Annotated in this window: 19 protein-coding genes, 6 tRNA genes and 1 pseudogene; 20 read left to right on the top strand and 6 right to left on the bottom strand. The window is 48.9% G+C overall.

Translation table 11 applies throughout. The features are described 5' to 3' along the window. Nucleotides 1-1,202 precede the first annotated feature (1,202 nt). Nucleotides 1,203-2,930, top strand: coding sequence for a DUF4127 family protein (locus ACSR9A_RS30850; protein ID WP_473762367.1), 1,728 nt, complete (start codon nucleotides 1,203-1,205; stop codon nucleotides 2,928-2,930). A gap of 109 nt (nucleotides 2,931-3,039) precedes the next feature. On the opposite strand, the gene ACSR9A_RS30845 is transcribed toward ACSR9A_RS30850, so the two are convergent. Both ACSR9A_RS30845 and ACSR9A_RS30840 read right to left on the bottom strand, forming a co-directional pair. Continuing rightward, complete coding sequence (locus tag ACSR9A_RS30845; protein WP_473762365.1) at nucleotides 3,040-3,495, bottom strand: hypothetical protein; 456 nt, start codon at nucleotides 3,493-3,495, stop codon at nucleotides 3,040-3,042. Nucleotides 3,496-3,691: 196 nt separating this feature from the next. Then, nucleotides 3,692-4,390, bottom strand: coding sequence for an S-layer homology domain-containing protein (locus tag ACSR9A_RS30840; RefSeq protein ID WP_473762364.1), 699 nt, complete (start codon nucleotides 4,388-4,390; stop codon nucleotides 3,692-3,694). A 178-nt stretch (nucleotides 4,391-4,568) separates the two neighbouring features. Here ACSR9A_RS30840 and ACSR9A_RS30835 point away from each other — a divergent pair, with 178 nt between their 5' ends. The 15 genes from ACSR9A_RS30835 to ACSR9A_RS30765 all read left to right on the top strand — a co-directional run bounded on the left by ACSR9A_RS30835 (nucleotide 4,569) and on the right by ACSR9A_RS30765 (nucleotide 16,253). After that, on the top strand, nucleotides 4,569-6,122 hold the full coding sequence (locus ACSR9A_RS30835; RefSeq protein WP_473762363.1) for a response regulator transcription factor: 1,554 nt from the start codon (nucleotides 4,569-4,571) through the stop codon (nucleotides 6,120-6,122). An 18-nt stretch (nucleotides 6,123-6,140) separates the two neighbouring features. Beyond that, nucleotides 6,141-7,886, top strand: a complete 1,746-nt coding sequence (locus tag ACSR9A_RS30830; protein WP_473762361.1) for a cache domain-containing sensor histidine kinase — start codon at nucleotides 6,141-6,143, stop codon at nucleotides 7,884-7,886. A gap of 180 nt (nucleotides 7,887-8,066) precedes the next feature. Then, nucleotides 8,067-9,386, top strand: coding sequence for an ABC transporter substrate-binding protein (locus ACSR9A_RS30825; protein WP_473762360.1), 1,320 nt, complete (start codon nucleotides 8,067-8,069; stop codon nucleotides 9,384-9,386). A gap of 97 nt (nucleotides 9,387-9,483) precedes the next feature. Continuing rightward, nucleotides 9,484-10,395 carry a carbohydrate ABC transporter permease gene (locus ACSR9A_RS30820; protein ID WP_473762358.1) on the top strand — a complete coding sequence of 304 codons (912 nt, stop codon included), beginning with the start codon at nucleotides 9,484-9,486 and terminating at the stop codon, nucleotides 10,393-10,395. A 1-nt stretch (nucleotide 10,396) separates the two neighbouring features. Next, nucleotides 10,397-11,209 carry a carbohydrate ABC transporter permease gene (locus tag ACSR9A_RS30815; protein WP_473762357.1) on the top strand — a complete coding sequence of 271 codons (813 nt, stop codon included), beginning with the start codon at nucleotides 10,397-10,399 and terminating at the stop codon, nucleotides 11,207-11,209. Nucleotides 11,210-11,270: 61 nt separating this feature from the next. Beyond that, a complete protein-coding gene (locus ACSR9A_RS30810) occupies nucleotides 11,271-13,367 on the top strand; it encodes a beta-galactosidase (RefSeq protein WP_473762356.1) in 2,097 nt (698 codons plus the stop codon). A 661-nt stretch (nucleotides 13,368-14,028) separates the two neighbouring features. Next, nucleotides 14,029-14,262: a hypothetical protein gene (locus tag ACSR9A_RS30805; protein ID WP_473762355.1), complete on the top strand. Its 234-nt coding sequence runs from the start codon at nucleotides 14,029-14,031 to the stop codon at nucleotides 14,260-14,262. 225 nt (nucleotides 14,263-14,487) lie between these two features. Next, nucleotides 14,488-14,561, top strand: a tRNA-Glu gene (locus ACSR9A_RS30800). 5 nt (nucleotides 14,562-14,566) lie between these two features. Then, a tRNA-His gene (locus tag ACSR9A_RS30795) sits at nucleotides 14,567-14,642 on the top strand. A gap of 5 nt (nucleotides 14,643-14,647) precedes the next feature. Further along, nucleotides 14,648-14,721, top strand: a tRNA-Gln gene (locus ACSR9A_RS30790). A gap of 7 nt (nucleotides 14,722-14,728) precedes the next feature. After that, nucleotides 14,729-14,801 (top strand) — tRNA-Trp (locus ACSR9A_RS30785). Between the two features lie 25 nt (nucleotides 14,802-14,826). Continuing rightward, nucleotides 14,827-14,900 (top strand) — tRNA-Glu (locus ACSR9A_RS30780). 10 nt (nucleotides 14,901-14,910) lie between these two features. Further along, nucleotides 14,911-14,995, top strand: a tRNA-Leu gene (locus ACSR9A_RS30775). 51 nt (nucleotides 14,996-15,046) lie between these two features. After that, nucleotides 15,047-15,637, top strand: coding sequence for a ribonuclease H-like YkuK family protein (locus ACSR9A_RS30770; protein ID WP_473762354.1), 591 nt, complete (start codon nucleotides 15,047-15,049; stop codon nucleotides 15,635-15,637). A gap of 193 nt (nucleotides 15,638-15,830) precedes the next feature. After that, on the top strand, nucleotides 15,831-16,253 hold the full coding sequence (locus ACSR9A_RS30765) for a pyridoxamine 5'-phosphate oxidase family protein (RefSeq protein ID WP_046228838.1): 423 nt from the start codon (nucleotides 15,831-15,833) through the stop codon (nucleotides 16,251-16,253). Between the two features lie 175 nt (nucleotides 16,254-16,428). On the opposite strand, the gene ACSR9A_RS30760 is transcribed toward ACSR9A_RS30765, so the two are convergent. From ACSR9A_RS30760 to ACSR9A_RS30745, 4 genes and pseudogenes are all read right to left on the bottom strand, one after another. Next, on the bottom strand, nucleotides 16,429-16,983 hold the full coding sequence (locus ACSR9A_RS30760; protein ID WP_473762352.1) for an SEC-C metal-binding domain-containing protein: 555 nt from the start codon (nucleotides 16,981-16,983) through the stop codon (nucleotides 16,429-16,431). A 137-nt stretch (nucleotides 16,984-17,120) separates the two neighbouring features. Then, complete coding sequence (locus tag ACSR9A_RS30755) at nucleotides 17,121-18,413, bottom strand: right-handed parallel beta-helix repeat-containing protein (RefSeq protein WP_473762391.1); 1,293 nt, start codon at nucleotides 18,411-18,413, stop codon at nucleotides 17,121-17,123. Continuing rightward, a pseudogene (locus ACSR9A_RS30750) lies at nucleotides 18,414-18,938 on the bottom strand (LamG-like jellyroll fold domain-containing protein); the annotation flags it as partial. Nucleotides 18,939-19,139: 201 nt separating this feature from the next. Further along, nucleotides 19,140-20,042, bottom strand: coding sequence for an AraC family transcriptional regulator (locus ACSR9A_RS30745; protein WP_473762351.1), 903 nt, complete (start codon nucleotides 20,040-20,042; stop codon nucleotides 19,140-19,142). Nucleotides 20,043-20,221: 179 nt separating this feature from the next. Here ACSR9A_RS30745 and ACSR9A_RS30740 point away from each other — a divergent pair, with 179 nt between their 5' ends. From ACSR9A_RS30740 to ACSR9A_RS30725, 4 genes are all read left to right on the top strand, one after another. After that, on the top strand, nucleotides 20,222-21,304 hold the full coding sequence (locus ACSR9A_RS30740) for an AI-2E family transporter (RefSeq protein WP_473762349.1): 1,083 nt from the start codon (nucleotides 20,222-20,224) through the stop codon (nucleotides 21,302-21,304). A gap of 73 nt (nucleotides 21,305-21,377) precedes the next feature. Further along, nucleotides 21,378-22,412 carry an FtsH protease activity modulator HflK gene (gene hflK / locus ACSR9A_RS30735; protein ID WP_473762348.1) on the top strand — a complete coding sequence of 345 codons (1,035 nt, stop codon included), beginning with the start codon at nucleotides 21,378-21,380 and terminating at the stop codon, nucleotides 22,410-22,412. Then, the gene (hflC, locus tag ACSR9A_RS30730; RefSeq protein ID WP_473762346.1) at nucleotides 22,409-23,275 is read left to right on the top strand and encodes a protease modulator HflC; all 867 of its coding nucleotides are present in this window, start codon (nucleotides 22,409-22,411) and stop codon (nucleotides 23,273-23,275) included. The genes hflK and hflC overlap by 4 nt, the downstream gene beginning before the upstream one ends. Before the next feature lie 166 nt (nucleotides 23,276-23,441). Further along, nucleotides 23,442-24,206, top strand: coding sequence for a peptidoglycan recognition protein family protein (locus ACSR9A_RS30725; RefSeq protein ID WP_473762345.1), 765 nt, complete (start codon nucleotides 23,442-23,444; stop codon nucleotides 24,204-24,206). Nucleotides 24,207-24,336: the final 130 nt, after the last annotated feature.

Here is a 24,336-nt window from a genome sequence, read left to right as displayed (position 1 = left end):
AAGCCTTGATAATCAAGGCTTCTTTTTTATTTTGATTAACTTATTTTTCCGAAATGCCCTAGAGGGATAAGTGTTATTGGTTTGTTTCTCTTTTTCATTCTGATCGCAGAGGTCCTAGTATTAGGGATTAGAGGATTGGTGAATATTTTTGGCATCAACAAGAAGACAGGGAACACAAGATCTGGGTTCAGAGGTATCCACAGCTTACCGCTGCATAAAGGAGCAGATGTTAAGTTGCTCTTTTATAATCTGCTTATTCTTTGGGGCTCCAAAGGTTTTCAAATGAACTTGAATTTCAAGTGAATTAAGGGAACATCAACGATTGGAACAGGCCGCAGGTCGCAATAAAATTGTTGTAGGCGGTAACTTAAAACGAAAATAGCTTCTTTAATTTTTCGAATTTTTTCTAGGGTGTTTATGCAAACCGGAGTCGGCCTGCTGCTCCTTGCTTAGCACTTATTCGAGGGAAATTCCTTTATGATTTAAGGCTGGAGACCCGCAGCCTACGATTGTTGCTGAGACCAAGCAGCTTGGGACGCTCACTCCTTTTTGGAAGGACTGAGGTTCCGCTATTATCGCTTTTGATCCGATTTCAGGCGGTAAGCGGACAGGAAATTCGTTATCCCCCTCATCATTCCTTCAAAATGGCTATTTGCAGCACATTAGCGGCTCCTGGGTCCTCAGCTTGTGCCATAACCCGTAGTTCTGTTGAAATAGCGGCTGCTGTGTCCGCCAAGTCTATCTTTGTGCAGGGATGCCCCTGAAACGAAGAGCATAAAGCAGCTTTTCTGCACGTGTGTTCACATTCATAAGGTGTGATATTCCCGGTAATAGAAGGATTATGTTTGACGTGGGCTTCTATCAGGATCTGGCTGGCTCATGTTTGTATAAACGCCCTAAGAAAATTTATAAAATAATCTTGATTAAGCCAAATTTGTGCCGTTGGCCTTACGATCAACCTAATCAGTTCAAGCGGGAGTATGCGCGAATGTTCGGAATGCCTCCAATTCGGGATATGTAGCGTCTTCGCGGTGCTCTGATGGATAGCGAAAAGTGGTAGTTTTTCTGAGGCGATTGATAGCTGTGCTGTACAATTAAATTATTTTTCTGGTTGTTATTCTACCGAGATGGTTACCTACATAAGTGAAGGTACAAGACATTGAAATGAGATGTGCCTACCCTTATTTGTTGGAGTGATTGAAATGAAAAAGGTATTATACATTCCGCTCGACGACCGTCCAGCGAATTTGGACGATATTATTTTGCAAGGCAAAGCTGCTGGCATTCAAGTGGTTGTGCCACCTGCAGGAGATGTTCGCAATCGGCTCGATTCGCAAATGACGACAGACGGAACACTGGTGATCGGTACATCTGACCCGACATTTGGCAAGCCGGAGCATATTCGCCGATTTATTTTACACCATGCCTCCAAGGTGGACGGTTTTATTATCTCTCTGGATATACTCGTGTATGGCGGACTTATTGGGAGCAGGCGCATGCGCGCTACTGCTGACGGAACGTATCCAGCCTACGATGCCCAGTCGACTGAGCTGCTGGATGTCATTCGCGAGGTAAAGCAGGCTTATCCGTATAAGCCAATCTATGTGCTCGACACGATCATGAGGCTGGCATCTACCGTCTTTGTAGAAGGGCTGGCGATGCCGGCTTACACGGAGACGCGTACGCTCATGCAGAAGCCGCGCAAGCCGGAGAGTGAGCTGCTGGATATTTTGAATGGCTATGATATTCAGCCGGATGGCACAAACTTTCCTGACACCGTCTACGTGGATAAGGAGCAGTATTATAATGCGAAACGCCACAAATTGACGACGACGTATTACATGCTGGATCAGCTTGCGCGTCAAGGGTATATCGACTTTCTCGCTATTGGTGTTGACGATGCTTATATTGACGGGATTCAGGCGAATGAGATCGCTTTTGTGGAAAACCGGATTAATGAGTGGCTGGGCGGCACGGATGGGCAAAATCCGGAGCGGGCTATTATTTTGCCAGATGCCGATGGTTTAGGACATTCCTTGCTGGCGCGAATGGCGAAGAAGCTCTATTGCGTGAACGGCAAGCCGCGCTTTGCGATTCGATATTTTGGCCCGGATGGATCAACGATCGTGAACCCCTATGAATATATGGATGTACACCAAAACCTGCTGCGCCATATCGATATCGTGGGTGGGGAAGCGGTGGACTGCGGGGAAGGCGTCGAAAGCGATATGGAAATTATCGCGATTACGGCGGTTGATCAGGCGGAGAATGCGGTGAGCCGTGTAGCGGCAAATGCTTCGAGTATGCTGCCGACGATTGTCATTGATTTTACCGGCGGCGGTGCGGCGAATGAGGCCGTTACGACTAAGCTGCTGGATTGTAAGTACACAGGCAGTCTGCTTGGCTATAGCGGCTGGAATACAGCAGGCAATAAAATGGGGATGGCATTAGGCATGGCGCAGTCACGCTATGCCTGCCTGACGATGGAGACGCGTGCTGCTGCTCTCGACGAGGCAATGAATGCACACGGCTCGCTGCTGTTCAAGCGTTTTCTGAAAGACTATTATTACAAGGTCATCACAATTGCCGAGGTGCGCACCGAGTCGCGAGGGCGCTCGCCATATACGAATGTTACGGCTGACCAAAACATGCGGCTGTTTAATACCGCTAGCGATTACGAGCTGTTGACCACGCTTTTGCAGGGCCGGATGCAGACGAATACGACAACCCTTGCCCAGCAAAAGGCTTTCGGCATTGGCTCAGCAGCTCCGGCCTGCGCGATTCGTCAAATCCGTGATGGAAGATGGTCGCTTGCGCCATATACCCGTGTCGTTTTGAAACGGGAAAATCCTAAATTTATTTGGGACCGCGCTTTTGAAATTACGGTGGAGCCAGTTGTGTCCTTGCGAAGAATGCAGGCTTATAGCTAATTTAATTTACATGTAAAAGAAGCCTTGATGGTATCTGCTCCTTGTCATAAGGGGCGGAAACATCAAGGCTTTTATTTGTTTGGTGCATGAAAAAGAATTAACTAGCTGATTAATCATCGAAATAGAAATGTTTCGTTACTCCGTCAGCCCACGAATTGTATTGCTCGACCTGCTGATTATATTTAGTTATTAGCTCGTTGTAATTTTTTTGCTCCAGCTTGGTCAGCTCCCCGTTTTGTACGCGGATCTCGTATTGGCTAAGCTGCTGTTGTGACCAATTAATGGACTTTTCAAGCTCAAGCATTCGCTCTTGTATCATGGATTCCTTTGAGAAGCGATCGATGATTGCCTGACTGATGCAAAACCATATAATCATGGCACCAATGCCGATAAAAAGCCCTTTTTTGCCGCCAATCCGATAAGCGATTTGCTGTTTGAATGTTGGTTTAAAGCCAACCGCTGCATAACGTCCATTATAATAATCTTTATAAAATTGCTTTTTTTCCGCTTTGCTCATTTGTTGGACGGCTTCGTCCGTTGGCATTTTATAAGTGGGCTCCTGCATCCCTTATTCCTCCTAAAGCTGTCTAAACCCTATATGTATATCGGAAAAATATTCCACTTTTATAATAGTCCGCTTCTATTTGAAAAAGAAAATGCAAAAGCAGCCCGCTTCTCCTGAAAGAATGGGCTGCTTAAATGATTCGTTTTGCTAGTTATTATTCATGATATAACAGGTTTGGAGGAGGGCAAGTTTGAACCTACTCAGCAGCACCTGTTTCCGGCTCTACAGGGGCAGGAGTCGGAGCTGGGTGCGCAGCGATATACTCCAGCACATTATAGGTCAGAACTGCGGCATCGGCGCGGGAAATCTCCTCTTTCGGATGAAGCTTGCCGTCCGCATCCAGCTCCGCAATTTTTAGCACAAGCGCACGTTGAACGGCCCCTTGATACTGTATGTCCAGATCGGCTTCATCGGCGAATTCGAGCGGCTTAATGTTGATGAGCGGCAGGTTGTTTGTAACCTCGGCAGCTTTCATCAAATATTGGATAAACTCCTCTTTGGTCCATGGCTTGGCGGGGTCAAGATCGGCTGGCAGCTCAAGTCCATTATGCGCCGCGATGATTAGGGCGTCTGCATACCAGGCGTCATTGCTGGCTTTGGCGAAGTAGTCCGTCGCTAGCGGTGCTTTGAAAAATCTGATGTTATCGATGTTCAAATTCAGTGCATTCACAATCAATTGAATGCCTTGGGCTGCTGTAATGGCAGCATCTGGTTTAAACTCGTCAGAACTCACGCCTTTAACAACTCCCCTCTCCTGTAGTGAAGCAATTTTATCTTTAACAGAAGACTGATTAACATCGTTGAAAGGTGTGGAAGCCGCGAAGCTTTGGCTGGAAAAAGACATCGCTAACAGAGCGGTAGCGGATAACATGACAAATTTATGTTTGATTCTCATTGTACATCACCTCAATGTGAAATTTTGCATGCTGCTTACATCGTATCAGACGAGACTAATAAAAAAAGGTTGCAAAAAAACATTTTTGCGGTTTGAATATATCCCGTTAGTATGTTTGAATGTAAGCAAAGTATGAGGAGGGCTCCGCACATGCGCGAGCTGGCGAAGAAGGGTGAGCATGATGGATATATTACTCGTGGATGATGAGCCGTTGGCTTTGGAAAATGTATATGAATTGGTGCCATGGGAGCAGCATGGCTTTCGTGTTGTGGCGAAGACGACAAGCAGCTTGAAAGCGCTTGAACTATTTTTGAAGCACCGCCCGAAAATTGTGATTACCGATATTTCGATGCCCCATATGGATGGACTGTCATTGGGACGGAAAATACAGGAGGCTGAGCCGGGGACTCGGCTGCTTTTTCTGACAGCATATCGTGATTTTGATTATGTGCGGCAGGCGTTGGAGATGAAAGCAGCCAATTATGTGCTGAAGCATGAAATAAGCCAGAACCGTCTGCTCGGTGAGCTGCTGCGCATCAAAGAGGAGCTGCGCTCAGAGCGCACGCGGCTAAGTCGATCGAAGCGCAGTGTCATTTCGGATGTCGTGCTGGGCAAAGAGCAGCTGAACGATATCGATGCAATCGAGGAACTGCATCCTTTTCTGGAGGAGCTGAGCGGTTCCCTTGTCATGCTGTATATGAAAACTCCCCCTGTTTACACGCTAGGAGGAGAGACGCTGCCTGAACGGCCGCCGCTTGATGATGATCAGCTAAAAGCTATAGAAAATCTGTATGCGGATCAGCATATGGAGCTGCAGTGGCTGTCTGCTTTTGCGGCCGATGAGGAAGGGCTAGTATTTATCCTTAAGCTTCCTGTCCATCTAAGCTATTTATATTGCTGGAATGAGGTGCAGATCTTTTCTCGTTGGCTGCAAAATCAGCTTCAAGCGCTTAAAAAGGAGGCCGCAAGGCCGAATCTGTATGTGGTGCTGCAATCCGAGCGAAACGCATTGCACAGCAGCTTCCGCAGGCTGAGCCAAATGTCAATGAGCGGTATTTTTCAAATGCCAGGTGCCGTTGTGGCGACTCAAATACAACCGAATGCCCAGCTTCCATCAGCTCCGCAGCGCACAGTCGAGGGGGCTGCATTCGGCCTGCTGCAATCGGCGTTAAGGCGGGTGCTTCAGTCGCTTGCAGAGGGAGAGGCGGAGGAGGCTGCGCGCCAGCTGGACAAGCTTTGGAACGAGCAGCTTGACAAAAATCAAGATGAGAAGGCGCTTCGCCATGTTTTGCGAGAGCTTGGACGTGAGCTCGGCGAGCGGTACCAAGTAGAAACGAGCTATGCTTTAGGACGCAGCAGCGGAGAGGTTAAAGCCGCGTTGCTGAAGCTCATTCAAGCCTCTGTAGCTGCCAGGCAGGCTTACTCCCGCTGGGTGCTAAAGGCTATGGAGTATGTACGCAAGCATTATAGCCATTCTGAGCTGTCGCTGGAGCTGCTCTCCCAGCATTTGCAAATTAGCAGCGCCCATTTGCGCGCTGTATTCAAGAAGGAGACGGGACAGACCCTTTCTGATTACATGACCGAATACCGGATAGAGAAGGCGAAGGAGCTGCTCCAGCAAGGACAATATAAAATTTACGAGGTGTCGGAGATGGTCGGCTACAAATCAAGCCAATATTTTTCCCAAGTGTTCAAGAAGGCGACGTCCAAGCATCCAAAAGATTACATGTAGGGGAACGGTGAGCCAAAGGTGAAGCGCAGAATTAAATATAAAATTTTAGGCAGCGTTATTATTATCGTTACTTTATCCTTGACGGCGTGCGGGCTGCTGGCATTCGGGTATTTTTATTCACTGCTGGAACGGCAGACGGTCCACGACGGCGAAATTCATTTGCAGCAGACGGAGGTGCGGATGAATCAGCTTATTGACGACATTCGCAAATATTCCGCGAATATGACGAATGACGAGATCATTCAGCGTTTTATAGCCAAGACGAAATATGATTCGATATACAGCGAGCTTTCCGCCTATTCGGATGTCGTACAGCAGCTCCGAAAGTTTAATGTGCTAAGAGATTATTTGGATTCCTCCGCCATTGTCCGCTCGGATGGCAAGGTATTCATGTCCTCTCTTTCCTTCGATTCCTATTACCAGGAAGAGCTGAATAAGCCGTGGTTCCAGGATGCGATCAAGCAGCCTGTCAAAAGCGGCTTCACCGCGCCCCATAATTCCTTGGATTCTGATAACAAGCAGGTCATCAGCTTTTTTATCCGCGTAAATGAATCGGCGGGCGGGGGCATTTTGCTGCTCAATATTAAACAGGAGGCCTTTACGAGCATTTTGGATTATTTGGAGCTGAGCTTTGACCGCTATGCCTGGGTGAGCGGGGGAACGAGCTTTTTGCAAAATCATGGCTTCGGCGATGAGGAGCATGCCATTATTTTTGAACAAGCTAGCCAGGCGCTTCCCGAGAAGGTGGAGCAGAAGGGATTTTATTTGAGCAAAAGCCTGCCAGATGCGGATTGGTCCATCATCACCTTCATTTCGCGTGATCGCTTTTATGATTCGATTCAGACGGCGAGCATTTATTTTTTCGTGTTCATTGCGATATGTATCGTCCTTTGCTTCCTGATGTTTACGCCGATTATATCGAGCATGACACGTCCGATCTCGTCGATGTCGCGGGCGATGAAGCAGGTATCGCTCGGCAATTACAACGTTCAGCTTGATTTCAACAGCGGGGATGAGCTGATGGTTTTGAAAAATGGCTTTGAATCGATGACGCACAGCATTAAACGGCAAATGGAGGAGCAGCGGGAGCAGGAAAAATGGAAGCGGCGCATGTCCGCCGAGCTGCTTTTTGCCCAGATTAATCCCCATTTTATATACAATACGCTGAATACGGTCGTTTATTTGTCGCGCAAGCGACGCTTTGAAGCAATCGAAAGCATGGTCGAGGCTTTTATTGGCATTATGCAGGATGCCGTCCATGTTGGCGGGCAAGATTTGTATACGACACTTGCAAAAGAAAAAGGCTTAATCGAGCATTATGCTACGATTCAGCAATATCGTTATGCGGAGCGCTTCGAGCTGGAGTGGGATGTGCCGGAAGAGCTGCTTGAGGTGTGGCTTCCACGGAGCCTGCTGCAGCCCTTGGTGGAAAATGCGATTTTTCATGGCTTGTCGGAAATGGAGAGCGGCGGGTTGATTCGGATTAGGGCAAGGCGGGTGGCGGAAACGCTGCAGCTTGCTGTAACGGATAATGGCATTGGGATGGATGCGGCGATTTTAGAAGGGCTACTGCGTGACCAGGATACGGAGCTTGTACAAGCAGCAAGCGGCAGAGGAACAAAAAACATCGGTATCCGCAACATTGATCAACGCATTCGTTATTTATGCGGAGAGGCCTATGGACTGGAAATGGGGCATACGAAAGGTTCGGGAACGGAGCTGCTGCTTCGTCTTCCTTTCACTAGCGAGCAGCCGGCACTGTAGCCAAAGCTAGACGGTGCACCATCGGATTTTATACAAAACCATCGATTTGTTGCGTTGTGTGGCTATTGTACGCCCTATACACTGAAGAAGTGCTAAGGCATCGGGACGAAGTTCATCGCGAGCCCTAGAACAAGCAATGAGAGTAGCAGATTACGAAATTACAAATGGGGGAGTACAATCATGCAAAGCAAAATGAGAAAAAAACCTTGGGCAATGATGCTGTCACTCGTTATCGTGTTGGCCTTGCTGGCAGGCTGCGGCTCAAACAGCGGCGGCTCGGATAAGGGAGCGCAAGAAGGCGGGGCAGCGGATTCCGGCACCATTACGATGTGGGGCTGGAGCAAAGAGTTTCAAGCGCCGACAGTTGAAGCCTTCAGCAAAAAATATCCAAACATTAAAATCAATTTCGTAGAGGTTTCGGCCAAGGACTATTTGAAAAAGATTCAAACGTCCGTTGCAGCCGGCGGCGATCTGCCTGATATTATTTGGGGCGAGGCGGGCTTCCGCGGCGCATTGTTCGCTTTGGACATTCTCGATGATTTGGGCGGAGCACCGTACAATTTCGATAAATCATTGCTGCTTGATGCGGTAGTGCCTCATTTGCAAAATGACAAAGGACAGCTCGTATCGATGGAGTGGTCGGTGTCACCGGGAGCGATGGCTTACAAGCGCGATCTGGCGAAGCAATATTTTGGCACCGATGATCCGGATGAGCTGGCAGCGATGTTCCCGGATTGGGACTCATTCATTGCCAAAGGCAAAGAGCTTAAAGAGAAGAGCGGCGGTAAAACAGCGATGCTTGCTGGCATGATGGATGCTTACACGATTGTGTATCCGCAATATCCGGAGCAGTTTATTAAAGGCGATGAAGTGGATACGAACGGCGTAACGGCGGTTTTCTCCACACTTGAAAACATTCGCAATGCCGATATTACAGCAAAGCTGGATATGTGGTCGCCAACATGGAATGCATCGTATGCACAAGACAATATATTGTTCTACCCAGCTGCAAACTGGACGCCGAAATTCGTTATCGAGCCAAATGACAAAAGCAGCGATGGCAGATGGGGACTGATGGTTCCGCCAGGCGGCGCTTACAGCTACGGCGGAACATCGCTCGGCATTTGGAAAGGCTCGAAAAATAAAGAAATTTCATGGAAGTTCTTGGAATGGTTTGTGGCTAGCAAAGAGGGCGGCGAGCTTAACATGAAGATTGATGAATCATTAGTGCCGCTCAAGTCGTTGTTTGAAGATAAAGCCTTGTTCTCTTCTGGAGCAAACTCCTATTATGGCGGTCAAGATCTGGGACTGTTCTGGACGGAAAAAGTGCTGCCGGCTATGAAGACGAAGCCATACACGAGATTCGACCAAGATATTTATAACGCTTCTTCCTTGGCGATGCAGACGTTTACGAAGGACCCTTCCTATACCGCAGCGCAGGCGCTTGAGAACTGGAAGCAGGAGCTGCAGAAAAATCATCCGGAAATCAATTTTAAATAGGTTCATCGTTTAAGCAGCAGTATGGACATGGATAACCGGCGGACAGGCTCGCCGGTTATCGTTCATTTAGGACAGCAGAGAGAGGAAGTGGGAGAGAATGAAAGCATTAACGAAACATAAATGGCCGTATCTGTTTGTGGCTCCGTATTTTTTAAGCTATGCCGTATTCGGCTTGTTCCCGCTATTGTTTACGCTGTATATCAGCTTTACGAATTGGGATTTGTTCGGCAATCATGATTTTGTTGGACTGGACAACTATAAGCAATTATTTTTGCATGACAAATACTTTTGGAAATCATTGGGGAACGTACTCATTTATTTAGTCGCGTATTTGCCTGCGCTTATTATTGTGGGCATGCTGTGTGCAAGCCTGATTGAGAGCAAATTCATCCGCCGCAAAGCTTTTTTTCGCTTGGGTATTTTCACCCCCTATATGACGACTCCAGTCGCGATTGGCATTATTTTTGCAATGGTATTCGATTGGCAGGGCGGAATGCTGAACAATTTCCTCGTCCAAATCGGCCTCATCAGTGAAAAAATCAACTGGATGGGTGAACCGGATACAGCGAGATGGATTATTATTTTGATGCTTTTTTGGAAAAACCTCGGTTATTTCATTATGTTCTACTGCGCGGGCATGGCGAGTGTGGAGCCTTCCGTTTATGAGGCGGCTGTTGTAGATGGCGCTTCGCCAAAGGATGTGTTTTTGCACATTACGATTCCACTGCTTAAACCAATCAATCTCTTTTTGATTATTACTTCGATCATTGGGGGCTTGCAGCTTGTTGAGGAGCCGATGCTGATGTTCAGCGGTTGGGCTTCGGGCTCGTCGCTCGTAGGTGGACCGGAAGGCTCGGCGTTTACGCCAATCTGGTACATGTTCGATGCTGCGTTCAACGGCTCGTCCTTTAAATATGGCAAGGGAGCAGCAATCGCGTATTCGACCTTCCTGTTTATCGCTTTGTTCTCACTAGTCGGCATCAAATGGCTAAATCGGAAGGAGAGCTAATATGAGAGTATCCAAATGGTCCGTCATCATCATATTGTCTCTGATTACGATCCTGTTCCTGCTTCCGTTCTACATTATGGTCGTCATGGGGACGTATTTCTCTGAGGATCTGTTTAAGCAGCTTCCGCTGCTGCCCGGCAGATATTTACTCGAAAATTTAAAAACCGTGCTGTCCGGTGATTTTCTGCTTAATTACTGGAACAGCTTCTATGTTGCCGTCCTTTTTACTGCTATTTCGGTAGTTATGTCGTCGATTACGGGTTATGCCTTCGGCAAATTCAGGTTTCCAGGAAAAAGAGTGCTGTACCTCGTCATTCTTTGTACAATGATGGTCCCTGGCCAGCTCGGTCTCATTGCGTTCGTTATGGAAATGAAGTTTTTCCATCTGAACAATACGCATATTCCGCTGCTCATTGCGGCGCTAAACAATGCGTTCGGCGTGTTCTTCATGACGCAGTTCAGTGAATCCAGCGTACCGACCGAGGTCATCGAAAGCGCGCGAATTGACGGCTGTGGCGAGCTGACGATATTTTTCCGGATTGTAACACCGTTTCTGATGCCTGCGCTCAGCACGCTGGGGCTGCTTGCTTTTCTCGGCTCATGGAACAACTATTTGCTGCCGCTCGTTACGCTGAACGAGCCATCGTTGTACACGCTGCCGCTGGGCATCGCGAATTTATCTACGGTGTTTCGAACCGATTATTCGGCTAGCATATTGGGGCTGACGCTTGGCACGCTGCCGCTCATTATTATTTTTATGTTTGGTTCAAAGACGCTGGTTAAAGGCTTGACCGGTGGTGCGGTCAAAGGGTAGTGAGGAGCGGCAGCCAGCATAATCTGGCTGCCGCCTAAGTGTGTCTATAGGGTGAGGGGAGATGGAAGTTTTGTTGAAGGATCGGAAAAAATACGAAGGCGGACAGTTTCTGCTCGGCGTTTGCTATTACCCAGAGCATTGGGACCGCGTAATGTGGCAGAAGGATTTTCGCCGGATGGTGGAAATGGGCTTTAATGTTGTACGTATGGGCGAAACCGCTTGGAATGTGATGGAACCGGAAGAAGGGCGCTATCAGTTCGCTATGTTCGACGAGGCGATTGAGCTTGCGGCAGCCGAAGGGCTAAAGGTTATTCTCGGTACGCCAACGTATGCGCCCCCGGCATGGCTGACGACAAAATATCCCGAGGTGCTGCGCGTAGATTTTCGCGGTGTGCGGATGGAGCATGGCTCCAGAAGGCACTACAACTACACGGCGCCGATCTATTTGCGTCTTTGCGCCGGCATCGTCACGATGATGGCGGAGCGTTACAAAGGGCATGCTGCGGTCATTGGCTGGCAAATTGACAACGAGCTGAACTGCCATTCAGATGTAAGCTTTGCTGAGAGCGATCATACGGCTTTCCGCCAGTGGTGCAGGGAGAAATATAACGATAGCTTGGATGAGCTCAACGCTGCATGGGGAACGGCATTCTGGGCCCAGACCTACAATGCATGGGAGCAAATTTATTTGCCAAGGCCAACGGTGACGTACCATAGCCCAAGCCAGCTGCTCGATTTTTATTTATTTACATCGGACTCGACGATTCGATTTGCAGAGCTGCAATATGAGATTTTGACTCGTCTGCTGCCTGAGGAGCAATTCATTACCCATAATGGACTATTCGGCAATATTGATAATTATGTGCTAACGGCTCGCACCGTTGATTTTATGTCTTATGATTCGTATCCGGCATTCCAACTAATGCGTACTGATCTGCAATATCCGCATAAGGATCGGCTTAGCGGCAAGCAGCTCAGCCGGGTGCGGGGGTTGTCTTCCAAGTTTACGGTACTGGAGCAGCAGGCGGGACCGGGCGGGCAGGTCGGGAATGTGCTGAACAACGACCGCGGTGATTATTTGCAGGCGACACCCAAGCCGGGGCAAATGCGGCTGTGGACGTGGCAGTCGATTGCCCATGGGGCAGACGGCGTGCTTTATTTCCGCTGGCGGACATGCCCTTACGGGGCGGAATCGCTCTGGCATGGGCTGAATTTGTATGGCGATCAGCCGCATTGGCGGCTGGAGGAAGCGAAGCGGGTGGCGAAGGAAACGCGGATGCTGGAGGACGTTATTATCGGTACCGATGTGATGGCGAAAGCAGCCATTATGTATGACTATGCGAACGATAGCAATGTGAAAATAGAGCGTTATATTGGCTATGATTATTGGAATAGCGAAGAGCAGGTTTATTTGGCGCTGTCGGAGCGCCATTTGGCTGCGGACATGCTTTCCAAGCAAAATTTGGCGGAGGCCCAGGCGCTGAGCCAATATGATTTGCTGTTTTATGTTAATGCCCAGCTGCTGACCTCAGAGGATGCCGAGAAATTGCGTGTTTATGTGGAGCAGGGCGGCACGCTCGTGCTTGGACCGAGAAGCGGCTATAAGGACCAGCATAATCAGGCTTATATGGAGCCGTTTCCTGGCGTGCTGCGCGGGCTTGCTGGCGTGAGCGTGAGCGATTTTACGATGCTGAACCCGGGCGAGACGAATGCATTATCCTTCACAAATGGCGGAGGTCAGAGCGCAGCCCATGTATTTAACGAAATGCTGGAGCCTGCTGCTGAGGCGGCTAGCGAAGTGGAAATTGCGGCGACATATACGGACGATTATTACGCGGGACAGCCAGCGGTTACGGTCAGAAAGCTAGGTAAAGGCAAGGTTGTTTATTTCGGTACTTTCTTTACGCGCGAGAGTACGAGCCAGCTGCTTGATTTGCTGCAAATCGCCGATCCGCTGGAGCAATGGGCGGATATTCCAGCTGCGATTGAAGTGGTGCCGCGCAGCGGAGCGGCAGGGCATTATTATATGCTCTTGAACTATTCTTCACAGCCTGTGCCCATCCATTTGAAACGCGAGCTGACGGAGCTGATTTCAGGTCAAACGCTTGTTGGCGAGGTAGTGATTGGGCCTTATGATGTGTGGATTTTGCGAGCATAGCCGATCAGCAGCAGATTTGTTGTTGACAAGACAGGATTATTTGCTATAAGATGGGAAAAAATTAATAAGCTTCAAATGAACAATATTTATTATGTTATGAATGTGTATCATTTTAATCAACCAAGGAAAGGAAGTGCACGGCGCATGTTAACCATTTTATTATCAAACCATGATAACAAGCTTGAACAACCGTGGTGCTCTGAGCAGAGCAGCCATCTTTTTGTGCAGGCCGGTAATGCGTACAGCCCGTGCAGCAGCCTTTCTCCTATATGCTTTCGACGCCAAGCCGGCGGTAATCAGGTATCCGCCTGAGAATCATGAATGGGCTGGTTGTTGATGGGGAGATGAAGGACTACTGCCGCTGAGCAGTAGTCTTTTTTATTTGCTAAAGGAATACTTCAGCTAGTGAAAATTAATAATTAGCGAAAAATGAATCAATTTTCTATTTGATATCCATGAATATAAGGTAATAAAATCAATAAAATTAACTATTTTCATTTTTTTAAATAAAAAGGATTGACTTATTAAAAGTCGATATGCTAGTATGAGAAGCATCAAGTCGATCATCAATTAAAGCGTTAAAGCATTGAAGCGAAATGCGTGATCGGTAAGCCGATAGCGTTGCGAGACCAATAACGAAGACGAAAGGAAGGTGCAGGAAATGAAAAACACAGCAGAACAGCTTATGAATTGGCCAGCGGAGCTTGATTTACATCAGTATGAGCAAGTGCAGAGTGAAATAACGAAGCAGCAGGCGGATGAACATCAGCATCCGGCGTTAGAAGAGTTGAATGAAAACTTACATGTTGCCTGCATCGAACCGAATATTCGTCGTTTTTGCGTATCGCAGTTGGACTGCTCCATCCTGAATAAAGGGGGAGCAGCGGCAGCCTGATCTTGAAGCGCGGGGTAGAATTTATTCCGATGAATCATTATCTGTATACGTGAAGACTACTTGCACCCTAGGTGAGTGGTCCGTTTGTGCATTCTCGAAATTTGGCTGATATCGGCTGAAGACGGGGTGGCATGGCGGAACCGTGAGGGGGAAAGTAGTTTTTTTATTGCAAAAATTAGAACGCATGTTTGTGAGTTAAGTAAGTATAAGCAGTCCTTATATTAAGGCGCATTCGGCAAGCGGCTAAGCCACACGACTTTCACTCGTGGATGCGGCGGGTTCGAATCCCCCATGCGTCACTATGGAGATTATGGTGAAAAGGCAAACACGTCAGGTTGTGGTCCTGATAAGTACCGGTTCGAGTCCGGTTAATCTCCCCAAGTAATGCCCCTTCGCCTAACGGTAGGGCAACGGTCTTTGACACCGTGCGTCTTGGTTCGATTCCAAGGGGGGCAGCCAATTAAATAAAGGGGGACATGTCCAAGGCAGGCGATTCGGAGTCCAAATCCGAATGAGGCGGGTTCGATACCCGCGCCCCTTGTTTTAAAAGCAGCAGTTAAATAAGGCGCATTCGGCAAGCGGCTAAGCCACACGACTTTCACTAGTGGATGCGGTGGGTTCGAATCCCCCATGCGTCACGATCGCCTTGTGCTTCTGGCGGAAATGGCAGACGCGGCGGACTTAAAATCCGCTGTCATTAAGACAACTAAGGGTTCAAGTCCCTTGAAGCACACTACTCCAACTAAAGAAGGGAAGAAGCCTAATTGCTTTACAGGTGACGATGATGAAAATAAGAAAACATCTTCAATTGATTCACGACATGGAGTTTCACAATGTATCGGAAAGACGCCTCAATCTGGAGCAGGTTCATGATCGCATTGTCCGTTTTATGTCGCTTGATCCACATGCAAATTACAATTTCATGATCGGTACCGACTGCCAGGTGCATGCGGGACATACGACGATGATTACCGGCGTCGTTATCCAGCGTGAGGGCAAAGGAGCATGGGCCTGCTATCGGCAGGTCGTCATCCCGCGGGAACTGAAATCCATCAAGGAGAAGCTGTCGCTGGAGACGTCATACAGCGAGGAGGTCGCGCTGTTTTTCGGTGGCGAACGCAGGGTGCAAATGGAGGATATCGTGCTCCCTTTTGTATACAAAGGCGCGTCCTTCGAAGCGTATATTGACGTCGATGCCGGAACCGATCCGGCTGTCAGCAAGACGGCTGCCTATGTGGCGGAAATGGTATTGCGTGTGGAAGCTATGGGGATGAAAGCTCGTCTGAAACCGGAAGCAATTGTCGCTTCTTCTTATGCGAATCGGCATTCCAAGAAGCCTTACCGCTTCACGGCAAATGATGTCGTAGAACAATAAATAATAATAGATCTTGTTATACGTTTGCTATACAGCTGGTCCTGCTTTTCTAACGGTGCCTGGCTGTCTATTACATAATAGAAACAAACATCAAAACCATGCTCCGATTAAAAAAACGGCAAAAGGGGTAATCTATGGCAGGCGCGATGCTGGGAAGACTGGCAAAAAGATGAACCTTTAAGGAGAGATACCGATGCCGAATACAACAAAACAATTGGAGCAGGAAATTATTGATGTGCTGCAAGCAAACCATGTATGCTCGTTTGCTACCGTAAATGGCGATAAGCCGATGGTGCGTTATATGGCGCTCTTCCATGATGGGCTTAACTTATATTTAGCGACAAATCGCGATACGAGCAAGGTTGATGAGCTGAGGGCTAACCCGAATGTTCATATTCTCGTTGGTTACGATGGCAAGCCGTCTTCCGATATTGTCCAAATTCAGGCACGTGCGGAATTGTGCGCGGACGACAAGCTGCGTGAGAAGCTGTGGAATGAAAATTTCAAGCAGTGGTTTGAAGGACCTCATGATCCGGAATACATTATTATAGAAGCGGTACCGGAGTATATTGAATATTCCAGCGACGGTGGAGAAACCAAGGTGTGGCTGCAATAACCACCCAGTAGCACTAGCGGTTAACTAGAGCTTTCCATAAAAACAACCGAAAAGAGCCCGCTGCTTTCACGTTCATGTGAAGGCGCCGGGCTCTTTTGCTGCTATTGGCAACCATGTAATTGTAATAGATTGAAGTGAAAAAGCTTGCTGCTTCAGCCCGAAGACCAGCTCTAGCTTACACCTTCACAAGCTCCTCTTGCTGGAGCTGCTCCGCATTCTCAGCATCGCCAGTGGCTACGGCCTCGGGCTGCTCCGCTTGAAGCTCTGCATATTGCTCCATAAAGAAGCTGGTCAGCTCGGTGCATTTTTTCGATAGAGTAGATACGGATACGCTGTACTTCTCGGCAAGCTCGGCTTTCGAGCTTGGAATGCTCTGAATTTCGCAGATCAAATATTCCAAAGCCGCGCAGTAGACGCCGGATTTACGGAAAGAAGGTTTATTCGCATCCGTATATTCCTTCCACATAAACAGGGCAAGGCTAATTTGGGCAGGCGTGTAGCCCTCCTTCATTTGCATGGCCAGTTCACGGGCCAGCTCACCATAGGATGGAGCCTCCCATACAAGCTCTTGATCCAGCAGGCGTTCGATATCCGCGTAAGACTGCAGTCCGCCGGAAGCTTGGGCCGCGGCCAAACGGCGCTCTTCCTCACGGTCCAGCTCGATACAGCATTTTTTATATTTACGGCCGCTGCCGCAGTGGCATACATCATTTCTTCCTAGCTTTAACATGTTAAGTCTCCTTAGGCAAAAAAGTTAATCGCACATAAGGAGCCGCTAAGCAGATTTCCTTTATGCACCCTTACCATGGTAGCGGTTTTGACGCATTCAGGCAAGGGGCGGCCGCAAATTCCTATTCTTATTTCATGCTAGCGTGCGCCAACATTTGTGCCAGCTGGCGTGCCGGAGCCTATTAAATCGCTGCCAGTTGCCAGCTTAAGGAAGTTGCCAAGATTCGGCGATCCGTCTGCATTGCGGGTAACGGAAGGGGTCAAGCTCACGAAGTCAGCCGAGCTTGCAAGCAAGCCTTTGCCGTTTACGCTGGCACTGCTTTTCCACCAAACATTGGTATTGGAAACATCGGTGCCGCTTGTTTTGTCACTGGAGCCACCACCGAGGCTCAGGTTGTTGGTGAATATATGTGTGCCTAAATCAAAAGCGAAGTTGCTTTGTCCATTGCTCCACGAGGTATTGTTTTTCATGGAAATGGAGCCTGGGTTGCTGTTATAAGTGAAGCCATGCTTTTTGTTTTGGAAAGCGATGCTGTTCTCGACAATATGATTTACGGCAATTTTTTCGCCGCCCAGCTTGAAGCCATTGCCATCGCTATCGGTTGTCGTTGTACCGTCGGACGTATGGCCATTTTGATAGGCGATGCTGTTGCGAATCGTTACAATTCCAATAGCTCCCGTATCGGTTTTTGAATACAGGTCCCAGCCGTCATCTACGTTATACGCCGCAATACAGCCGTCGAAAACATTGCCCGGGCCAACCGTCAGCTTCGCCGCAAAGCCGTCTGCATCCTCCCCATTATCCGGATCGTAGTTGTCGTGGGAATAAGAATTAATAATTTCATTGTAAGCTGGCCACTCGCTGTAGCCGGCAGTGGATACATAACGTCCAAGCTGCAGGCCGGTGTCGCGGTTATGATGCGTTTCAACATTTTCAATCCGGTTGTAATTTCCGCCGATGAAGATGCCGTTATCTCCAGCACCCTTTACTTCAAGACCTTTCACAAACCAGTAGTGGCCGTTAATTTGCAGACCTCGGTTCGTGGAGGCAAAAGCTTGTGCGGAGAAATCCAGCACAGGCTTCTCGCTGCCATAGGCGACAAGTCCTTTGCGTGCACTAACCGAGCTTCCGCTGTTCGTCCGTTCAATCGTTACCGTTTCAGAAAAAGCATAGGTGCCGCCGCGCAAATAGATCGTTTTGCCCGGTTGAATTTGCGTCAGTGCTGCTGCAAGTGTAAGCGGGCTGCTGATAGTGCCGCTGTTGCTGGCAGAACCATTGGCCGCTACGAACAGATCGCCTGTAGCTGGTGTTGGTGTAGCGGTGGGTGCTGGTGTAGCTGTAGGAGCCGGAGTTGCTGTCGCTGTCGGTGCTGGAGTTGCTGTTGCCGAAGGCGTTGGCGTTGGAGTCGATGCCGAATCCGACACGATCACATTGTCATATTTAGCGGCCGTCTTAAAGCTTACGAGACCAACTGCGCCTGAAGTGAGGCTGGAGTCCGTAGCCGTCAGCACCTGCGTGCCATTCAAATGCATAGAAATTGCAGAGCCAGACATCGTGAGCTTTACCGTGTACCAAGTACCGGCAGCAACAGGGTAGTCAACGGTTGCCAGAGTAGTAGTGGAACCGCTTACTTTTTTGCGTAATTCAAGCTTGCCGCTGCCACTGTTATAAAGCGACGCTGCATAAAAATTATTGCCATCCTGGTAGCGTCCGGCTACATAAGTCCGGTTCGTTCCATTGAAATTATCAATTTTCACCTTGGCTTCAACGCTGTAATTCGTCCAAGCCTGATTGCCTGCGGAGGTGCGGCCTTCTGAGGAGCTAGTCTGGGTATATACATTTGAGCCGCTATCCTGTACGACTGACCAGGTGCCGCTTGTGGCGGTCCAGCCCGAGGCGCCGCCACTTTCAAAATCGGCGCTGTAGAGTGTAGCCGCCTGAACTTTTCCGAGCATAGATGTAAAAGGAAGGGCTAGACAAAAGCAGAGCAGGAAGGCGAGCGGTTTAATCCCCTTTTTCTTAAATAACATGGTGGACATTACGTTTATTTCCTCCTTTGTAATCGCTTTAATTGTATTTTATTCCAGTTAACCTCCTTGGACACATCGTAAGGAATGAAAGCGATTCCAGCAATAATCATTACCTCACATGTTCATTTACCCGCGAAAAATGGGGCTTTTTCGATAGGCTGTTGCTGTCAGGCCATATTGTTTTTTGAAAATCGTACAGAAATACTCCAGCGTAGCAAACCCGGTCTGTTCGGCAATGGCTGCGATCGGCAGCGTCGTAGATTTGAGCAAGCGTGCTGCGACACTCATGCGCGCCTGATTTTTTTTATTCGTGAACGACATGCCGTACAGCTGCCGAATCGAGCGCTCCGTTTGACGGACGCTTAAGCCGAGCTTCCCAGCGAGCTCCTGAATCGTTAGATCGATGGGGCTGGATAGAAATTGCTGCTCTATAATGGCGATACGGCTGTCATCGAGCGTTTTGGTCGGGGCGCTTAGGCGCGAGGGCTCGCCCTGCTTATAGTTGCGGATCAGCCTAATCAGTATTTGCTCCATAATGCTGTGAATAGCTGCGTAGTAGCCAACCGCCTGCTGCTCAGCCTCTTCGAACAATTGCTGGAACAGGGGCAGCATTTGCTGCGTGTCCTCGCCGAACCAGAACGATTTTTCCAAAAAAGCTTCCGCAATACCGGTCAAATCCTCCTCGCGGCCGCTTGCGGGAGCGGTGTTTTTGCCCGCAGCTGGCGGCTGTTCCTCAAAGCAGATGCAAAATTCAGCCATCGGGTCAAGCAGATCGGTAATTTGCTCATGGGCGATATCCGGGCCGGTCATAAACAGACAGCCAGGCTTAATCTCGTATTGCTGTCCTTCGGCAATCAATGTGCCTTTGCCCGTAGGAATATAATGAAGCTCATAGCTGCGGTTGCTATGGCGATGCTCAATGATCGATTCGTAGAAATAGCCGCAATTGACGTATTGGACGCTAAGCATTTTATGGCCTAACGCCAGCTTGATATTTAAATGATTGAAGCGCACTGTTGGATAAAACATCTTTTTCCCTGTCCCCTTATCGTTATATAACGATAGGATACCATAAATAATGCCAAGCTAACGCTTTGACAAGAAACGTTCATCCGAAATGTTGAGTATCCGGGCTTTGGTTTCAGGAGCTGGGCAATGGGTAAGCATAGATGATAGGCATGACTAAGGAACAGAGGGGAAGCTTCAGTATGCGTTTAACCCGATTGAATCAAATTTTTGTAAGCATCGTATTGGTGCTGCTTATCTTGTATTTGTTTGCGCGAAACTCCGCGTTTTTTGACCCGATTATGCTCGCGCTGAAAATCATCTTTGTACCGATTGTACTGTCGGTATTTTTGTATTATTTGCTCCGCCCATTGGTCGCACGCCTGCATCGCTTGAAGCTGCCGAAGCCGCTCTGCATTCTGCTCATTTATGTGCTTGCGGCTGCGCTCATTACGCTGCTCGGCATCGTCGTATGGCCGATATTGCAGCGCCAGCTGACGGGTTTGCTGGAGCAGCTTCCGAAGCTTGCGGATGACTTTCGAAGGCAGCTGGAGCAGCTGCAGAAAAATAAAATTTTGTTTGGTGTCGATCTGTCGAAATTCGATTTTGCAGGCTTTAATTTAATGGATAAAGCGGAGCCCTATTTGACGAAAAGCATTGCATCGGCAACCGACTATGTGAAAAATGCCTTTTCTGTGCTCTCCAATTTTATAATCGTCGTTTCTACGGCGCCGCTGCTGCTTTATTACATGCTGATGGATGACCGAGCTGCGGTCCGCAAGCTGCTGGAGCGGGTTCCCGGTCGTTACAAAAGCGGTTTGAAAGAAACGCTGCAGGAGATGGACAAAGCGCTAAGCGGCTTTATTGTCGGACGGGTTACCCTTTGCCTGCTGCTGGGCGGGATGGTGCTCATCGGCTTTCTTCTCATCGGCTTGCCGTATCCGCTGGTGCTGGCTCTCGTCATTGCTTTCATGAATATGATCCCGTATATTGGGCAAATTTTGGGGCTCATTCCTTGTGTGATCGTGGCGTTTATCGATGAGCCTACGTCTGTCATCTGGGTGGTGGTCATCATTATGCTGGCTCAGCAGATTGAAGGAAATATTTTGTCCCCGTATATTTATGGGCGAAAGCTGGACGTTCATCCCATTACAACGCTGCTGCTTATTCTCGTTTCAGGGGCGCTGGGCGGCATTGTTGGCATCATGGTTGCGATCCCGGTTTATCTGCTTTTGAAGATCATAATGGTGCGGATTTATAATCGCTGGGAAAAAACTGTCACCTAATAGGCTCCCTTTACGTATGAACAGATTAGGTTTGTTCTCATTTTGTTCATATAAATAGAAGGGAGAGGTTTAATTGAACACGGAAATAAACAGACCGCAAGGAAGCCAGCAGCCGCTTAATCCAAAAACGGTAAAAAAGGCGATCATCGGGGCAGCCATCGGCATCGTAGCCGTTACGCTCGGATTTTCATCTTTTTATACGGTACAGGAGCAGGAGCGCGCGGCGATTTTGACATTTGGAAAGTATACGGGGGAAGCGACGGCTGGGCTGCATTTTAAGTTTCCATATCCGATTCAGCAGGTGGTTACGGTGCCGGCTGAGCTTGTGCAGCGCATTCATATCGGGTACCGCCAGAATGGGGACAGCGTCACACCCGTTGACGACGAAGCGCTCATGATTACCGGGGATGAAAATATTGTATCGGCTGACGCCGTCGTCCAGTGGAAAATAAGCAATTTGCATGATTACTTGTACAACATTGATGATCCGGAGCGCTTCCTGCGCAATGCGGCGAGCTCCTCCATCCGTTCGGTTATTGGTTCAGAGAAGCTCGATTATGCGATTACGGACGGAAAAACCGTTATTCAGGATAAGGTGCGGGAGAAGCTGCTGGAGCTGCAAACAAAATACAAAACCGGCATTCAAATTATGGACATTAAGTTCCAGGATATTGAGCCGCCAAGCGGCCAGGTAGAGGAAGCGTTCCGCGAAGTCACGAATGCCCGCGAGGAGAAAAACACAAAGATCAACAACGCGGCAAAATATGAAAATGATCGCATTCCGAAGGCGCGCGGTGAAGCACAGGCGCTGCTTGAAAATGCCGAAGCGGAGAAAAAGTCACGGATATTGAACGCCGAGGGCGACGTCGCGAAGTTTAATGCGATTTTTGCCGAATATAAAAATAATCCGGACGTTACGCAAAGCCGTCTTATCCTCGAGACGCTGGAAAAAATAATGCCGAATGCGCAAATTTTCATTACAAATAGCAATGGTGATACGGTGAATTACTTGCCGCTGAATGAGCTGCTGCGCAGCAAAAGTGGTTCGAGCAGCTCGAGCAATTCACAAACCCCTGCTCCGCAGGCGGAAGGGGGAGCAACACCATGAAGAAAAACCAATTGATTTTGCTAGTCAGCCTTGTGGTCGTCGTCATCCTTGGCGCAGGCTCGATGTACATCGTAAAGGAAGGCGAATACAAGGTCGTGCTGAAGTTTGGTGAAGCGGTGCGGGTTGCCGAAACGCCGGGTCTCAAGCTGAAAATTCCATTTATCGAAAGTGTATCGCCATTGCCGAAATACCAAATGACGTATGAGAGCAATCCAACGTCGATTTTGACGAAGGATAAGAAGCCGATTATCGTGGACAATTACACCGTTTGGCGCATTACGAAGCCGGAGCAATTTTTGAAAACGGCACAGACGGTAAGCGCGGGTGTCCAGCGTATTGATGAAGCGGTATACAATTCGGTCAGGCGCAAGCTGTCTGAAGTGAATTACGATAATATTATTAGCGAGCAGACGGAGCGCGGCAATATAAATGATGAAATTACGCGCGATGTAGCCGAGGCGCTAAAGCGTGATGATTATGGTGTTGAGGTGATCGATGTGCGCATTAAGCGGACGGATTTGCCTGAAGGCAATAAGCAAAGCGTGTACAATCGGATGATTTCCGACCGTCAATCCATCGCGGCGCGTTACTTGTCCGAGGGTGATGAGGAGTCGCGCAAAATTACGTCGAAGGCTGACCGTACTGCAAGCGAGCTGATGTCGCAGGCACAGGCTGACGCGAAAAAAATCGTAGCCGAGGGCGAGCAGCAGGCAGCGAAAATCTACAATAAAGCATACGGGCAGGACCCGGCGTTCTATAACTTCTATCGGACGCTGGACAGCTATGTGACGACGCTCAAAAATGAGCCGGTCATCATGCTGCCAATCGACTCGCCATATGCGAAAATATTGCTTGGAAAATAAAGGGCCAGCTTTTGGTTGAAGGACAGGGCGGGGAAAAGAGTGGAGCAGCACTCTTTTCCCCGCCTTTTTTGTCGCCCTCAGGCAGGTGTACAAACCAATTGTGCCGCTGGCGCACTTCCTAATAGAAGCGAGCGAAGCATGCTCGCGCTGGAAGGGAGGGTGAACGATGGCTGATAGGATACAGGATTTTATTCCGGCAGGCAGGAGCAATCGTCCTGGCATTGCCATTCAAGGGCCGAAATATGTGACGGTACATGATACAGCGAACAGCTCGAAGGGGGCGGATGCGCTTTCCCATGCCAAATATTTAAAAGGAGGTGCCGCCGCAGCACTGCCCGTCTCCTGGCATTTTACCGTGGATGATACGAGGGTGGTGCAGCATTTGCCTGTGAACGAGCATGGCTGGCATGCAGGCGATGGCAATGGGCCGGGTAACCGCAGCTCAATTGGAATCGAAATTTGTGAAAATGGCGATGGCATCCGCAGCAAGGCGGAGGCGAATGCAGCGGCGCTCATTGCCGAGCTGCTGCGCAAGCTTGGGCTGCCGATTACAGCAGTCGTCCAGCATAACCGCTGGAGCGGCAAAAACTGTCCTCATACGTTTCGGAGCCGGCCGGGCGGCTGGGAAAGCTTTTTGCAGCAAATCAAAGCGCTGCTGGGCAATCTCGTGGAACCAGAGCCGGAGCCGGAACCGGAACCGGAAAAGCCGGAAGAGGAGGGGGAGCCAATGACAGAAGCGGAGCGCCTGCAGTTTGATGCGCTGGTGAAGCGGATAACGGAGTTAGAAGCCAAGCACAGTATGGCGGTGCCAGCATGGGCGAAAACAGCAGTTGCGGCTGCGGTAGCTGCTGGCATCATCGACACGCCGGAAGGTGGATCGCTGGACTTTTATCGTTTGCTGACGGTGCTTTATCGCAAAGGACTGCTGTAGACAGCACACAAAGCAGGCAAAGGCCAAACGCAGGGCGGAGGCGGCTCAAGCGAGCCGTCTTTCGTCATTTTCGACCCAAACAGCGAATAAACTGTTACAATGAATACTATAGTGGTAAATAGTTAGTCGG

The organism is Paenibacillus sp. R-74696, assembly GCF_055814915.1.
This window is presented reverse-complemented; position numbering and strand designations above follow the sequence as displayed.